This window comes from Novosphingobium colocasiae, from assembly GCF_014652555.1.
Lineage (GTDB): Bacteria > Pseudomonadota > Alphaproteobacteria > Sphingomonadales > Sphingomonadaceae > Novosphingobium > Novosphingobium colocasiae.
On sequence record NZ_BMZA01000006.1, the window covers coordinates 18,245 to 33,170 of the forward strand.

Below are 14,926 nucleotides of genomic sequence, written 5' to 3' on the forward strand. Positions count from 1 at the left end.
ACGGCATGGTGCGACCATGCCGGGCGGCATCGCCTAACGGTTGCTTTCCTGCCGGACGTTGCTTGCGCCGGGCCGGGAAGTCAGGGACCGCCGGCACGGGGGGCCGGATCCGTCCCGCAAGTCTTCCACCCCTAGTCACCTTCGTTCGTGAAGGGTCAACTCTGGAGAACCATGCTAATGGCTAGTGCAAAGGACGTCCTCAAAAGGATCAAGGACGAGGAAATCGAGTGGGTTGACCTGCGCTTCACCGACCCGAAGGGCAAGTGGCAGCACCTGACGATGTGCGCCGGCGTCCTCGGTGAGGACGAGCTGGAAGACGGCCTGATGTTCGACGGTTCGTCGATCGAAGGCTGGAAGGCCATCAACGAATCGGACATGATCCTTAAGCCCGACCTTGAAGCGATCTACACCGACCCGTTCTCGGCCACGCCGATGCTGATCGTGTGCTGCGACATCGTCGAGCCGTCGACCGGCGAACTCTACGCCCGCGACCCGCGTTCGACCGCCAAGCGCGCCGAAGCGTTCGTGAAGTCGGCCGGTTTCGGCGACACCGTCTATGTCGGCCCCGAAGCCGAATTCTTCATGTTCGACGACGTGAAGTTCTATGACGGCTACGAAGGCAACGGCTTCAAGATCGACGACATCGAACTGCCGGGCAACTCCGACAAGTCCTACGACACCGGCAACCTCGGCCACCGTCCGCGCGCCAAGGGCGGCTACTTCCCGGTCGCGCCGGTCGATCACTGCGTCGACATCCGCGCCGAGATGGTCTCGACCATGCTCGAAATGGGCCTGCCCTGTGACAAGCACCACCACGAAGTGGCCGCGGCGCAGCACGAACTGGGCCTGACCTTCGGCAAGCTGGTCACCACCGCCGACCGCATGCAGGTCTACAAGTATGTCGTCCAGATGGTCGCCAACTCGTGGGGCAAGTCGGCGACGTTCATGCCCAAGCCGATCATGAAGGACAACGGATCGGGCATGCACACGCATATCTCGATCTGGAACGGCGGCGAGAACACCTTCGCCGGCAACGGCTATGCCGGCCTGTCGGACACCTGCCTGTACTTCATCGGCGGCGTCATCAAGCACGCCAAGGCGCTCAACGCCTTCACCAATCCGACCACCAACAGCTACAAGCGTCTGGTGCCGGGCTATGAAGCGCCGGTGCTGCTGGCCTATTCGGCCCGTAACCGCTCGGCCTCGTGCCGCATCCCCTATGGTTCGGGCACCAAGGCCAAGCGCGTGGAATTCCGTTTCCCCGACGCGATGGCCAACCCGTACCTGTGCTACGCCTCGCTGCTGATGGCGGGCCTCGATGGCATCAAGAACAAGATCCATCCGGGCGAAGCCATGGACAAGAACCTCTACGATCTGCCGCCGGCCGAACTCGCCGAAGTGCCGACCGTCTGCGGTTCGCTGCGCGAAGCGCTGGACGCGCTGTCGGCCGACCACGCCTTCCTGCTCGAAGGCGGCGTGTTCACCGAAGACCAGATCGAAGCCTATCTCGAACTCAAGTGGCCCGAAGTGCTGCGCTGGGAAACCACGCCGGCCGCGTGCGAGTTCGACATGTACTACAGCCTCTGATCCATCGGGTCAGCGGGCGACACAGTCGCCGAGTGGGGCGTCCGGAGCAATCCGGGCGCCCTTTCGCTTTGGAGGGACAACGGCAAGCTGCCGGGGCTTGCCGTTGTCCCCGACGGCTGGCGAGCGCGCCGACTCTGCGCGGCCCGGCCGCGTTGCCGCTATCGCTGATGGCAGAACTGGCCGAGGCGTTCGAGGAGAGCCCGCTGCCGTTCAAGGTCGATCTGGTCGATCGCGCCACCGTGAACGCCGCCTTCGGCGCGATCATCGACGCGACAGCGCGGCCTTTTCCCAGACGATAGCCGCCCGTCAGCGGGCGCTGTGGATCGGGGCCATCCCGTCCTTGCCGGGGCCGTCTCCGGCCAGAGTACCATCCTTGGTGCGCTGGCGCGGGTTGCGGGCGGCGGCGGCGATCAGGCGGTCCTGATCTTCGGCCGAAAGCCGCTCCCAGCCGTTGCGGCCGAGCTTTTCCATCGGCCGGTAGCGCACCTTGTACTGCATGGGGGCAGAACCTTCGACCCAGTAGCCGAGGTAGACATAGGCCAGTCCCAGTTCCTGCGCCCGCTGGATATGGTCGAGGATGATATAGTTGCCGAGCCCCTGACGATCCGGAAGATGCGGATCGTAGAAGCTGTAGATCATCGACAGGCCATCGCACTGGCGATCGGTGAGGCAGGCCCCGACCAGCCGGCCCGGGGTGACGCCGTCGGCCGATGGCTCTCGATATTCGACCAGATAGCTGGTGACCGGGGTATGCTCGACCATGTCGGCATAATCGACCTCGTCCATCGCCGTCATCCCGCCTTCGGGGTGCCGGACGGAGAGGTAGCGGCGCAACAGATCGAACTGTTCGCTGGTCGACCAGGGACGACAGACGGTAACCACCAGCCCGGCGTTGCGCTTGATAGCCCGTTTCTGGCTGTCCGACGGCATGAAGGCATCGGCGACGACGCGGACCGAAACGCAGGCGCTGCAATCGAGGCACGAAGGGCGGTAGGCGACGGTCTGGCTGCGGCGAAAGCCGATGCGGCCCAGAGCATCGTTCAGGGTGTCCGCGTGCGGGCCCTTCAACTCGGTGAACACCTTGCGCTCGCTGCGCCCCGGCAGATAGGGACACGGTGCCGGGCTGGTCACGAAAAACCTGGGAAAGCGAACCGGGGCCGTCACGAGAGGCGTCTCTTCCTTACCGTTAACCGAGGCTTGAGGTCCTCTTGTCAGCGACTATGCCTGCGCGCCGGGGACGTTGAAAGTCTTTTAACCACGAATTCGACGCCAACCGCTGGCACGGCACGCCATCGCGTCGCTTTTCGACGCGATTGTCCCGCAACGGGTCGCCCTGTTTTCAGTGTCTTAGCTTGTTCTGCGCTGCCTAGGGAAAAGCGCGTAGTGAGAGCCGGATCTACTCGGCTTCGACCCGGCTGACCTCGTAGCCTTCGCGCCTCAGGGCAGCGATCAGCGCTTCGAGCTGTTCGCGATCGCGGGCCTCGCACTCGATCTCGGTCACCAGGCCCTTGGCCGGCAGGTGCGTGAAGATGCGCTGGTGGAAGACCTCGATGATATTGACGTTGTACTGGTGGAACACCTTGGCGACGCGGAACAGCGCGCCGGCGCGGTCCTGAAGGCCGATCTTGAGCCGCGCCAGCCGCCCGGAACGCGCCAGGTCGCGCAGCAGCACATTGGCGAGCAGCCGCATGTCCATGTTGCCGCCGGACAGCACCAGGCCCACCTTGCGGCCCTTGAACAGATCGGGGTTGGTCAGCACCGCTGCCAGGCCGGTGGCCCCTGCACCTTCGACCAGCGTCTTTTCGATCTGCAGCAGCAACGCCACCGATCCTTCGATATCGGCTTCGCGCACCAACAGGAAATCGTCGAGCAGACGGCGCAGCACTTGCGAGGTGAACAAGCCCGGCGAGAACACGGCGATGCCTTCGGCCAGGGTATCGCCGCCGATCGGCAGGTTGGTGCCCTTGATGAGGTTGTACATCGAAGGATAGAGCTGCGCTTCCACGCCGACTAGACCGATATCCGGCTTCATCGCGCGGGCGATCGTGCCCATCCCCGCCGCCAGCCCGCCGCCGCCCACCGGCACCACCAGCATGTCGAGTTCGGGGACGTCCTCCAGCATTTCCAGCGCCACGGTGCCCTGCCCGGCAGCGACATGCGGGTGATCGAACGGGTGCACGAAGGTCAGCCCCAGTTCGCCTTCCAGCTTGCGGGCATGGGCATAGGCCTCGTCGAAGCTCTCGCCTTCGAGCACGACCTTGCCGCCCACGCTTTCGGTCTGCATGACCTTCACCAGCGGCGTGGTCTTGGGCATGACGATGGTGACGGGCACCTGGAGCTGGGTGCCGTGATAGCTCAGTCCCTGCGCATGGTTGCCCGCCGATGCGGCGATGACACCGCGTGCCCGGCTGGCATCGGAAAGCTGCAGCAGCGCGTTCAGCGCCCCACGCTCCTTGTAGGCGGCGGTGAATTGCAGGTTCTCGAACTTGCACCAGATTTCCGCGCCGGTAATCGCGCTCAGCGTCTTGGAATGAAGCGTTGGCGTGCGCACGATGCGGCCGGCAATGCGCTGCGCGGCGGCGCGCACGTCATCGGCGGACAGGAGGGCGTCGAGGGCCCCGGCTTCGGCGTTGGCAACAGGCTTTTCCATCGCCGCGCCGACTAGCCCAAACTGGTCAAAAAAGAAAGCGCATCGCTGCCACGCATCGCGCGTTCCGGTTTGCGGCTTGCATTCGTCGCCAAACCGCTAGAACAGAGTGGCCATGAGCGAACCGCGCAAAGTTTCCTTCCTGGGCCTTGGCGTGATGGGCGGCGAAATAGCCCGCCACATCGCCCGGGCCGGTCACGAACTGACAATCTACAACCGCACGCCGCTACGGCGCGACAAGTGGCTGCAGGCCAACCCCGACCTCACGGCCCGCGTCGCCACGAACCCCGCCGAAGCCGCCGAGGGGGCGGACGTGGTGATTACCTGCGTCGGTAACGACGATGACCTCGCCGATGTCGTGCTGGGTCCGAACGGGGTGTTCCGCTCGATCCGGCGCGGGGCCACCTTCATCGATCACACCACCGTTTCGGCGCGCATCGCCCGGCAGATCTCGGTCGAGGCGCGCGATCTTCAGGTTCACTGCGTCGATGCGCCGATGACCGGATCGCAGATCGGCGCGCAACGCGGCACGCTCACCGTGATGTGCGGCGGCCGCAAAGACGCGATCGAGGCGGCGCGCCCGGTGATGGAGGCCTATTCGGCGCGGATCGTCCACGTCGGCAAGGCGGGATCGGGGCAGATCACCAAGATGGCCTGCCAGATCTGCATCGCCGGCAATGTCGCCGCGCTGGCCGAGGCGGTGCGCTTCGCGCAGGCCAGCCATCTCGATATGGACAAGGTCTATGAGGCGATATCGGGCGGCGCGGCGCAATCGTGGCAGATGGACAACCGCTGGAAATCGATGGACGAGGACGAGTTCGATTTCGGCTTCGCGATCGACTGGATGCGCAAGGACCTTGGCCTCAGCCTGGATGAAGGCCGGGGGCTCGGCCTGTCGCTGCCGGTGGCGGCGCTGATCGACCAGTTCTTTGCCGAAATCCAGGCGATCGGCGGCGGCCGGCTCGATACCAGCGCGATCATCAAGCGCCTGCCCCGCCGGGGCCTGCGCTGAGCGCTGTTCCCATGGCCCGTTATCCCCTGATGCTGGCCGCGCTGGCCGTGGCTTTGGCCCCGCCTGCGGTGGCGAAGAAACGCCCGCCCGAGCCCGCCCCGGTCGGCACCCTGATCGACAACATCGTCGGAGAGACGCCTGACGGCAACGGCGGGATCGACCGCTTCGAGGCGATGCTGATCGACACCGACGGGCGGATCATCGCTGTCTATCACAAGGGCGAGAGCCGCCCGGCGCGGGTCGCCTACCGGCTCGACGGCGGTGGCAGGGTGGTGGTTCCGGGCTTCATCGATTCGCACGCGCGGGTGATGGACACCGGCTTCGCCAGGATCACGCTCGACCTTTCCGCCGCCGGCTCGCTGGCCGAAGCGCTATCGCGGATCACCGCCTGGAGCGCGGCCCATCCCGACGCACCCTGGGTGCTGGGCCAGGGCTGGGACGATTCCGGGTGGGCCGATGGTACCCCCACCGCCGCCGCGCTCGACGCCGCGACCGGCAGCCGTCCGGCGTGGCTGGTGCGCAGCGGCGGCGACGCCGGCTGGGCCAGCAGCGCCGCGCTGACCGCCGCCGGGATCGGCGACGGCACGGCCGACCCGGCAGGCGGGCGGATCGAGCGGATCGCCGGTTCGCGACGGGCCAGCGGCCTGCTGGTCGGCACGGCCGCCGCCATTGTCGAAGCCAAGGCCCCGCATCCTCGCCCCGAAGACCGCGACACTGCCTTCGCCGAAGCCCAGCTCGCCTTCCTGCGCGCCGGGACGACGACCGTGGCCGACATGGGCACCACGATCGAGGACTGGCAATCCTGGCGGCGTGCGGCCGACCGGGGCGATCTGCGCCTGCGACTGGTTGCCTATGCCGCCAGCGTGAACGACATGACCCTGATCGGTGGGCCCGGCCCCTCGCCGTGGCTCTATGACGACCGGCTGAAGATGAACGGCCTTCACATCATGCTCGACGGCGCGGTGGCGGTGGCGGGGGCGTGGCTGGCCGCGCCTTATGCCGATGCGCCCGGATCGAAGGGCCTGCCCCGGATGAACGGTACCCAGTTGGGCAACCTGATGAGCCGGGCGGCAATCGACAATTTCCAGGTTGCGGTCACCGCGCAAGGCGACGAAGCGGTCGCCACCCTGCTGGATACCGTGACCGACCTGGCGCAGACCTACAAGGGTGACCGGCGCTGGCGGCTGGAAGGGGCCGAAGTGCTCAGCGCAGGCGATGTGGAGCGGCTGGCCGGCAGCGGGATCGTGGTTTCGATGCAGCCGCGCCTTTCACCCGAGGCGTCCGCCCGGTACCAGCGTCAGCTTGGAGCGGAGCGGCGGGGTACCGTGCAGGCCTGGCGCAGCGTGACCGAGCGGGTAGCGTTGCCCGCATTCGGGTCCGGCAGCCCGCCGCTGCCGTCCGCTCCGTTCGCAACCTTTGCGCTCACCACCACGCGCCCGGAGCAGGCGTTGAGCCGCGAAGCCGCGTTGACCGCGCCGAGCGCAGCGGGCGCGCGGGCGCTGTTCGCCGAGGACCGGCTAGGCCGCCTCGCCAAGGGCTACCGCGCCGATTTCCTGTTCGTGGATCGCGATCCGCTGCTCGCCCCGGCGGATCAGCTTGCGGGCATCCGGGTGCTGGAAACCTGGATCGGCGGCAAGCTGGCCTGGTCTGCCGCGCCGGCCACACCGGCGTCAAAAGACGGTGCTACTGCCCCGCCGCGCTGACGCTATTCGGTTGCCGCCACTTGCGGTGCGGCTTCCTGCTCGGCCTGGGCTCGCCGGTCGCGGCGCTCGGTGAACCACATCAGGATCAGCGTGCCTTCGAACAGCAGCAGCAGCGGCACCGCCAGCAGAAGCTGCGAGATGACGTCGGGCGGGGTCGCCACCGCCGCGACGATGAAGATTCCGACGATCACGTAGCGGCGCGAGGATACCGCCTGTTCGCGGCTGACGATCCCGGCGCGGTTCAGCAGCATCAGCAGCACCGGCAGCAGGAAGCTGATGCCGAAGGCCAGAATGAACTGCATCACCAGCGCCAGATAGTCCCCGGTCGCGGGAAGCGCTTCGAGCTGGAGCCCGCCGGTCTCGCCCTGAAAGCCCAGGAAAAAGTGGAACGCGGTGGGCATCACCACCAGATAGGCAAGCGCGCCTCCCGCCGTGAACAGTACCGGGGTTGCCAGCAGGAACGGCAGGAACGCCTTCTTTTCCTTGGCATAGAGGCCGGGCGCAACGAAAGCCCAGAGCTGGTTGGCGATCACCGGGAAACTGATGAAGGTCGCCGCGAACAGCGCCACTTTCACCTCGACGAAGAACGCTTCATACAGCTTGGTGTAGATCAGCCGCGTCTCGCCCGCCTCCACCAGCGGACGGACGAGGAAAGCGATGATAGTGCGAACGAAATAGAAGCAGACACCGAACGCCAGCGCAAAGGCGAGGAATGCCCGCAGCAGCCGCGTGCGCAGCTCGACCAGATGTTCGAGCAGCGGTGCCTGCGTTTCGTCTATATCGGAAATCCGGAAAGCCATGGGCGAAGGGGTCCGATCAGGGAGGCGGCAGCGCGGTGGTTGACGGAGCCGCCACCGGTTCGTCGGCCGGGGGCGCATCCGGGGCAGCCACCGGCGGTGCGATCGGCTCCATCTCCGTTTCGTGATGGGCGATCTGGCCGAACTGCACAGGGGCTGACTCAACCTCGGCGAGGGTGGGCGTCTGGGGGTGGGCCTTCAGGATCGCCTCGTTCTGCTCGCGCCACTTGCGCTCCAGCTCCTCCAGCTCCGCTTCGCGCACCATGGCATCGATCCCGGCACGGAAGTGGTTGGAAACCTTGCGCATCTTGCCGATCCACCGGCCGGCCGTGCGCAGCGCGCGCGGCATATCCTTGGGGCCGATAACGACGACCGCCACGATGACGATCATCAGCAGTTCGGAAGCACCGATATCGAACATCCGGGCCGGTCTTTATGTGCTGCGGGCGTATCCGGCGCGGCGCACCGCGCGGATCGCGACCGGCGGTTTCAGGGCTGTTCTGTGCGCGTTTCCGGCTGCGCCGGCGCGGGCTGCGGATCGACCGGGTGCCCGGCGCTCTGGGCGGTGATCTGGGCCGGCGGCGGCGTGGAAGGCTTGGCTGCCGCTTCCTCGTTCATGCCGTCCTTGAAGCTTTTGATGCCCTTGCCGAAGTCACCCATGATCTCGGAAACGCGGCCACGTCCGAACAGGATCAGGACGACGAACAGCACGATCAGCCAGTGCCAGATGGAAAGGCCACCCATAACTCTCAACTCCGAAGGCACCGGGCCCCATGCCCGCCTGCGCCGATTGGTCCCTGCCGCTAGGGCCACTTAGGGACAATTTGATGAACTTGCCAGCTTCATGACATTTTCCCGACCGCGCGCCGACAATGGCCGGAGGCGATTCAGTCCGTATCGTCCGCCGCGTCATCGGGCTCCGCGCCCGACGGCGGGGGCGAGTCGCGGCCCAGCGTCTGTTCTATCATGTCGTCATCGACCGGGTCCAGCAGCCCGGCGGCGCGCAGCTCGTCGACGCCCGGCAGTTCTTTCAGCGAAGCGAGCCCGAAGTGGGCGAGGAATTCGGGCGTCGTCGCATAGATCACCGGCCGGCCGGGCACTTCGCGGCGGCCGCTGACGCGCACCCAGCCCGCTTCCATCAGCACGTCGAGCGTGCCCTTGGCGGTCTGCACCCCCCGGATCGCCTCGATCTCGGCACGGCTGACGGGTTCGTGATAGGCGACGATCGCCAGCACCTCGGTCGCCGCGCGCGAGAGGCGACGCGGCTCTTCCTTCTCGCGGCGCAACAGGTGCGCCAGATCGGGCGCGGTCTGGAAATGCCACAGGCCCCCGCGCTCGACCAGTTCGATGCCGCGCCCGGCGTAATGCGCCCGCAGCGCGTCCAGCGCCGTGCGCACCGCCCCGGGCGATTGCGGCATTCCCAGATGGAGGGCGAGCGCCTGCGCCGCCATCGGCTGTTCGGCCGCGAACAGGGTGGCCTCCACCGCACGGAGGAGCGCATCCTCGCTCGCCCCATCCCCCGTCATCGGGCCACCGCGCGCAGCCGCAGCGGACCGAACGTCTCGTCCTGCGCCAGTTCGGCCTTGCCGGTGCGCGCCAGTTCCAGCGCGGCGACGAAACTGGACGCCAGCGCCGAGCGGCGCAGTTGCGGGTTGGTCCAGCTTTCGCGGGCAGGCGGCAGGAAATCGCGCAGTTCCATCCAGTCGAGCGCCACGCCCAGCATCGAGGACACGCGGGTGATCGCGCTGTCCAGCGTCATCACCATGCGTTCGCGCACCATGTGCACCACCGGCTCGCCGCGCACTTTGACATCGCCGTAAGCGCGCACCAGATCGAACCACTGGCACTGCCACAGCGCCTTGCGATCGATCCGCAGCCCTTCCGGCGCGCCGCGCAAGAAAACGTCGCGGCCCAGCCGGTCCCGCCCCATCAGCCGTGCCGCAGCCTCGCGCATCGCCCCCAGCCGCTGCAGACGCAAGTGCAGGCGCAGCGCCAGTTCCTCGGGGCTGGGGTCCTCCTGCTCCTCGCGCGGGAGCAGCAGGGCGGACTTGAGGTAGGCCAGCCAGGCCGCCATCACCAGATAGTCCGCCGCCAGTTCCAGCCGCAGCGCCTCGGCCTGTTCGATATAGGTCAGGTACTGATCGACCAGTTCGAGGATCGAGATGCGCCGCAAATCCACCTTCTGCCGCCGCGCCAGATCCAGCAGCAGGTCGAGCGGGCCTTCCCAGCCGTCGATTTCCAGATAGAGCGCCGCGTCTCCGCGCGCCGCCCCGCCTTCCGCGAACAGGGGCGTTGCCCAGGCCGCATCGCTGTCCATTTCCGGGGCGATCGCACCATCGGGATGGGGATCGGCCGCCATCGTTCAGGCGTGCGCCGCCGCCAGCAGCGCATCGCGCCGGGTCAGCAGCGCGGCATGATCGCCATCCGATCCGCCCGGCGCGGCGGTGAGCGCGCGTTCCAGCCGCGCCATGCCGGCATCGCCCAGTTGCGGCAGGCGCGCGGCGATGCCGGTCATGTCCGTCATTTTCGCCCAGCAGTTGAGCGCCAGATCGCAGCCCGCCGCGATGGCGCGCTCGGCCCGCTCGGGGACCGATCCGCTCAGGGCCTCCATGTCGAGATCATCGCTCAGCAACAGGCCATCGAACCCGATGCGTCGGCGGATGACTTCGCCGATCACGAAAGGCGACAGTGTACCGGGATTTTCGGCGTCCCAGGCGGTGTAGCGGACGTGGGCGGTCATCCCCACCGGGCTGCCCGCGAGCGCGCGGAACGGCGCAAGATCACCCTCCAGCTCGTCCCCGCTTGCAGTTACTGTGGGCAGCTCCTTGTGGCTATCGGCCATCGCGCGGCCGTGCCCCGGCATGTGCTTGATGCACCCGGCCACCCCCGCGCGCGCCAGCCCGTCGAGCGTGGCGCGGCCCAGCGCGGCGACGCGCAGCGGTTCCGATCCCAGCGCACGATCACCGATCACATCGTGCGCGCCGGGTTGGCGCACATCGATGGTGGGATGGCAATCGACGGTGATGCCCGCTTCCGCCAGATCGAGGCCGAGCGCCTCGGCATTGGCGCGTGCCGCCTCGATCGCAGAGGCCGGGGCCACGTCGTAAAGCCGGTCAAACACTTCACCCGGCGGATAGGCGGGCCACACCGGCGGCTTCATGCGGGCGACGCGGCCGCCTTCCTGATCGATGCAGATGAACAGCCGGTCCCGCCCGTGGATCGCGCGCAGCGCGTCCGTCAGCGCGCGCAACTGGGCGCGGCTTTCGACGTTGCGGCCGAACAGGATGTAGCCGGCGGGATCGGCATCGCGAAAGAACGCGCGCTCGTCCGCGCTGAGGGTCAGACCCGAAAGGCCGAAGATCGCCGGAAGCATGGGCCGAAATTCGCAGAGCCGGGGCGAGGCCGCAAGCGGCGCGGCCCCATCTCATGTGGATAGGGGCACAGCGCCGTATCGGGCAGGCATCACGGCTTGATCGAGGATTCCAGGCCCGCCGCTTCCAGCTTGCCCGACAGCGCCCGCGCGCTCGCCATGTCGCCGGGCACCGCCTGCAGGCGATAGACCGTGCCGATATCGGCCTGGCCCTGCACCACCCGGTGCTGCACGCCCGAAAGCACGGCGGCATAGCGCTGCTGAAGCGTGGCCCAGCCCTTTTCCGCCGCCTCGCGCGAGCTATAGGCACCCACCTGCACGCCGGGGCCCTTGGCGGGCGCTGCGCCAGCAGCATCAGCCGCCTTGTCTTGCGCCGTGGAGAAGCCGGGCTTGCCGCCACCCTCTGCCGGGGCATCGGCACCAGCGGCATTGCCGCCGCCGATCTGCGCCGGGCGGGTCTTGCCTTCGGCCACCGCGAAGCTGGTATCGCCGGTTCCGGCCACGATTTCGCCGCCCGGCTTGTCGGGGCGGGTCTTGTAGGGCCCGTCAGGCGCGGTGATGATGCCGCCATCGGCGACGAGGTTTTCATCGGGCTTGTCGCGCGCGATCCAGAAGATCGCTCCGCCGATCAGTGCCAGCGCCACCGCGCCCAGCACCGCCAGCAGCAAGCCCTGGCTCATGCCGGTGGCCGGTTCGTCGTCGGTGTCGTCGCCTTCCAGCCAGGGCAGCCGACCGTCATCCTCACCCAGCGCCAGTTGCGCGGGTTCCTCGAAGCCGGCGTCGGTGTCATCGGCAAACGGCACGGCGGCGGCAACCGCCGGCTCGAAAAACGGCTCTTCCTCTTCCTGCGGCTGCCATGGCTCGGCCGAAACGCCCTGCGGTTCGTCCTGCCACGGCGCGGGCGCGTTCGGATCCTGCCAGTTGCCGCCGTTATCGGGGTTCAGCGGAGCCGGATCGCCCGCAAAGGACGGATCGGGTGCGGAAAATTCCTGCGACTGCCAGTTGCCGCTCTGATCCGGCAGGCTCTGCCCATAGCCATTCTGCCCGAAGTCGTTCTGGCCGAAGCCATTCTGGCCGTCTTGCTGGCCGCCCTGCCCCGGATGCGATCCGCCGAAACCCGAATTGGTCATGCCGTCACATTTCCTCTACCGCCTCAACCCCCAGCAGGGCGAGGCCGTTGCAGATAACCTGCCCGATCTGGGCCGCCAGGAAAAGCCTGGCACCGGTAAGGTTACCATGATCCGCGTTAATAAACCGCTTTTCGATGCGGTCATTGCCAAGGTTCCAGTAACCATGGAACGCCGCCGCCAGATCGCCAAGGAAGAAAGCGACGCGATGGGGTTCGCGGGCGGCAGCGGCGGCTTCGACCAGACGCGGGAACTGCGCGGCGAGCTTGACCAGCTCCAGCTCTTCCGCACCCAACAGGTCCAGATGATCGGCGGCAGGGGCAAATCCCTCGACGGTGCCTTTGCGCAAGGTCGAACGCACCCGCGCATGCGCATACTGCACATAGAACACCGGATTGTCCTTCGACGCTTCGACCACCTTGTCGAAATCGAAGTCCATCTGGGCATCGGGCTTGCGGGTCAGCATGGTGAAACGCACCACGTCCTTGCCGACCATCTCCACCACGTCCGCCAGCGTCACGAAGTTGCCCGCGCGCTTGCTCATCTTGAACGGCTGGCCACCCTTCATCAACTGGACCATCTGCACCAGCTTGACCTCGAACGGGGTCGGCTCCCCGTCCGCGCCGGTCATCGCCGCGACCGCCGCCTTGATCCGCTTGACCGTGCCGGCATGGTCCGCGCCCCAGATGTCGACGAGGGCGTCGGCGCTCTGCGCCTTCTGGAAGTGATAGGCGAGATCGGCGCCGAAATAGGTCCATGTGCCGTCGGACTTTTTTATCGGGCGGTCCTGATCGTCCCCGAAGGCGGTGGACCGGAACAGCGGCAGTTCCACCGGCTCCCAGTCTTCGGGAGCCTTGCCCTTGGGCGCTTCGAGCACGCCGTCATAGACCAGGCCCTTGGCGCGCAGCCACGCTTCGGCCTCGTCGGGCTTGCCGCTGGCCTGGAGTTCGGCTTCGGAACTGAACTTGTCGAAGACAATGCCGAGCGTAGCGAGATCTTCGCGAATCATCGCCATCATCGCCGCCACCGCTTTCTCGCGGAACAGGGCGAGCCATTCGTCTTCCCTGGCATCCTTGAAGCGGTCTGCGAATTCGGCGGCCAGCGCCTGGCCGACGGGGATCAGATATTCGCCGGGATAGAGACCGGCCGGAATGTCGCCGATGTCCTCGCCCAGCGCCTCGCGATAACGCAGGTGCGCCGAGCGGGCGAGCACCTGCACCTGCGCACCGGCATCGTTGACATAGTATTCGCGGATCACCGCGTACCCGACATGTTCGAGCAGCGAGGCCAGCGCATCGCCCACCACCGCGCCGCGGCAATGGCCCATGTGCATCGGTCCGGTCGGGTTGGCGGAGACATATTCGACGTTGACGGTCTGCCCCGCACCGACGCCCGACCGGCCGTAATCGCCGCCTGCCGCGCCGATCGCGGCCAGTTCGGCCAGCCAGGTTGCCGGGGACAACCGCAAGTTGATGAAGCCCGGCCCGGCGATTTCGGCGGAGGTCACCGCCTCCAGCTTGTCCAGTTCCGCCACCAGCGCCTCGGCCAGATCGCGCGGTTTCAGGCCGGCGGGCTTGGCCAGCACCATCGCCGCATTGGTCGCCAGATCGCCATGCGCGGGATCGCGCGGTGGCTCCACTGTCACCGCGCTTCGCTTGGGCCCGCCCGGCAGCGTGCCGGCGGTTTCCAGCGCATCGAGCGCAGCGTTCAGATGGCCTGCAAAGGCGGCGTAAAGGGTCTGGTTCTCAGTCATAGCCGCGCGCGGATAGCCGATGCGGGGCGAAAGGGAAACAGGCGCGCTAGGTGGTGCGCTCTGGCAGCGGGATGAATTCGGCATCGTCGGCCACCGGCAGTTTCATGCGTTGCGCCCGCCAGTCCTCGGCCGCCTGTTCCAGCCGCTCCTTCGAGGACGAGACGAAATTCCAGAACAGATAGCGCGGGCCGATCGGCTCGCCGCCGAGCGCCATCAGCGTCGAAGGCTCTTCGGCAACGACCGGAACGTCCTTGCCCGGTTCAAGCACCGCCATCTGCCCCGCCACCACGCGCTGCCCGGCGATATGCGCCGCGCCGCGCGCGACATAGATCGCCCGCTCCGCATATTCGGCCGGCAATGCCCGCGCCGCGCCGGCATCCATCTCCCAGTGCATGTAGAACTGCGGGGAATTGACCCGCACCGCCGCCGTCATGCCTTCGGCCGAACCGGCGATCAGCCGGCCGCGCAGGCCCTTCTCGTGCCATTCGGGCAAATCCGCCCCGGCGTGGTGCCAGAAGCCCGGGTCGCACTCCTCATCCTCTTCCGGCAGCGCCACCCAGGCCTGGATGCCGTGCATGGTCGCGCCGTGGCTGCGGGCGTATTCCAGCCGCTCGGAATGGGTGATGCCGCTGCCCGCCGTCATCCAGTTGACCTCGCCGGGGAGGATTTCCTGATGAAAACCCAGGCTGTCGCGATGGGTCAACGCCCCGTCATAGAGATACGTGACGGTGGACAGGCCGATGTGCGGGTGCGGCCGGACATCCAGATCGCGCGGAATGCCGGCCGGCAGGTCCACCGGGCCCATGTGATCGAAGAACACGTAAGGACCGACCATGCGCCGGGCATGGAAGGGCAGCACCCGGCCGACGACGAAGCCGCCGCCGAGATCATGGGCCCGCTTGTCGATAATCCGTTCGATCATGGCATAGT

Annotated in this window: 15 protein-coding genes; 4 read left to right on the top strand and 11 right to left on the bottom strand. The window is 67.2% G+C overall.

Going from position 1 to position 14,926, the window contains the following annotated elements; genetic code table 11:
* The first annotated feature begins 177 nt into the window (after positions 1–177).
* Positions 178–1,587, top strand: a complete 1,410-nt coding sequence (gene glnA, locus IE122_RS09805) for a type I glutamate--ammonia ligase (RefSeq protein ID WP_189620994.1) — start codon at positions 178–180, stop codon at positions 1,585–1,587.
* 167 nt (positions 1,588–1,754) lie between these two features.
* On the top strand, positions 1,755–1,886 hold the full coding sequence (locus IE122_RS18495) for a hypothetical protein (protein WP_268249016.1): 132 nt from the start codon (positions 1,755–1,757) through the stop codon (positions 1,884–1,886).
* A gap of 7 nt (positions 1,887–1,893) precedes the next feature.
* Here IE122_RS18495 and IE122_RS09810 read toward each other — a convergent pair whose 3' ends face one another.
* Both IE122_RS09810 and IE122_RS09815 read right to left on the bottom strand, forming a co-directional pair.
* Entirely contained in the window at positions 1,894–2,751 is an 858-nt protein-coding gene (locus IE122_RS09810) for an arginyltransferase (RefSeq protein WP_189620995.1), read from the bottom strand.
* Between the two features lie 232 nt (positions 2,752–2,983).
* Complete coding sequence (locus IE122_RS09815; RefSeq protein WP_189620996.1) at positions 2,984–4,237, bottom strand: threonine ammonia-lyase; 1,254 nt, start codon at positions 4,235–4,237, stop codon at positions 2,984–2,986.
* Between the two features lie 112 nt (positions 4,238–4,349).
* On the opposite strand from IE122_RS09815, the gene IE122_RS09820 reads away from it, so the two are divergent.
* Together IE122_RS09820 and IE122_RS09825 are read left to right on the top strand one after the other, a co-directional pair.
* Positions 4,350–5,246: an NAD(P)-dependent oxidoreductase gene (locus IE122_RS09820; RefSeq protein ID WP_189620997.1), complete on the top strand. Its 897-nt coding sequence runs from the start codon at positions 4,350–4,352 to the stop codon at positions 5,244–5,246.
* 11 nt (positions 5,247–5,257) lie between these two features.
* Complete coding sequence (locus IE122_RS09825) at positions 5,258–6,949, top strand: amidohydrolase (protein WP_229813986.1); 1,692 nt, start codon at positions 5,258–5,260, stop codon at positions 6,947–6,949.
* A gap of 2 nt (positions 6,950–6,951) precedes the next feature.
* Here IE122_RS09825 and tatC read toward each other — a convergent pair whose 3' ends face one another.
* The 9 genes from tatC to IE122_RS09870 form a co-directional block, all read right to left on the bottom strand.
* The gene (gene tatC / locus IE122_RS09830) at positions 6,952–7,749 is read right to left on the bottom strand and encodes a twin-arginine translocase subunit TatC (protein WP_189620998.1); all 798 of its coding nucleotides are present in this window, start codon (positions 7,747–7,749) and stop codon (positions 6,952–6,954) included.
* A 16-nt stretch (positions 7,750–7,765) separates the two neighbouring features.
* Positions 7,766–8,167, bottom strand: coding sequence for a Sec-independent protein translocase protein TatB (tatB, locus tag IE122_RS09835; RefSeq protein ID WP_189620999.1), 402 nt, complete (start codon positions 8,165–8,167; stop codon positions 7,766–7,768).
* Between the two features lie 68 nt (positions 8,168–8,235).
* Positions 8,236–8,490 carry a twin-arginine translocase TatA/TatE family subunit gene (locus IE122_RS09840; RefSeq protein ID WP_189621000.1) on the bottom strand — a complete coding sequence of 85 codons (255 nt, stop codon included), beginning with the start codon at positions 8,488–8,490 and terminating at the stop codon, positions 8,236–8,238.
* A gap of 143 nt (positions 8,491–8,633) precedes the next feature.
* Positions 8,634–9,272 carry an SMC-Scp complex subunit ScpB gene (gene scpB / locus IE122_RS09845; RefSeq protein WP_189621001.1) on the bottom strand — a complete coding sequence of 213 codons (639 nt, stop codon included), beginning with the start codon at positions 9,270–9,272 and terminating at the stop codon, positions 8,634–8,636.
* Entirely contained in the window at positions 9,269–10,063 is a 795-nt protein-coding gene (locus tag IE122_RS09850) for a segregation and condensation protein A (protein WP_189621124.1), read from the bottom strand. Before IE122_RS09850 ends, scpB begins: the two co-directional genes overlap by 4 nt.
* Before the next feature lie 45 nt (positions 10,064–10,108).
* Positions 10,109–11,119: a beta-N-acetylhexosaminidase gene (gene nagZ / locus IE122_RS09855; RefSeq protein ID WP_189621002.1), complete on the bottom strand. Its 1,011-nt coding sequence runs from the start codon at positions 11,117–11,119 to the stop codon at positions 10,109–10,111.
* Between the two features lie 89 nt (positions 11,120–11,208).
* On the bottom strand, positions 11,209–12,246 hold the full coding sequence (locus IE122_RS09860; RefSeq protein ID WP_189621003.1) for an SPOR domain-containing protein: 1,038 nt from the start codon (positions 12,244–12,246) through the stop codon (positions 11,209–11,211).
* A gap of 4 nt (positions 12,247–12,250) precedes the next feature.
* The gene (gene argS, locus IE122_RS09865; protein ID WP_189621004.1) at positions 12,251–13,996 is read right to left on the bottom strand and encodes an arginine--tRNA ligase; all 1,746 of its coding nucleotides are present in this window, start codon (positions 13,994–13,996) and stop codon (positions 12,251–12,253) included.
* Between the two features lie 46 nt (positions 13,997–14,042).
* The gene (locus tag IE122_RS09870; protein WP_189621005.1) at positions 14,043–14,918 is read right to left on the bottom strand and encodes a pirin family protein; all 876 of its coding nucleotides are present in this window, start codon (positions 14,916–14,918) and stop codon (positions 14,043–14,045) included.
* Positions 14,919–14,926: the final 8 nt, after the last annotated feature.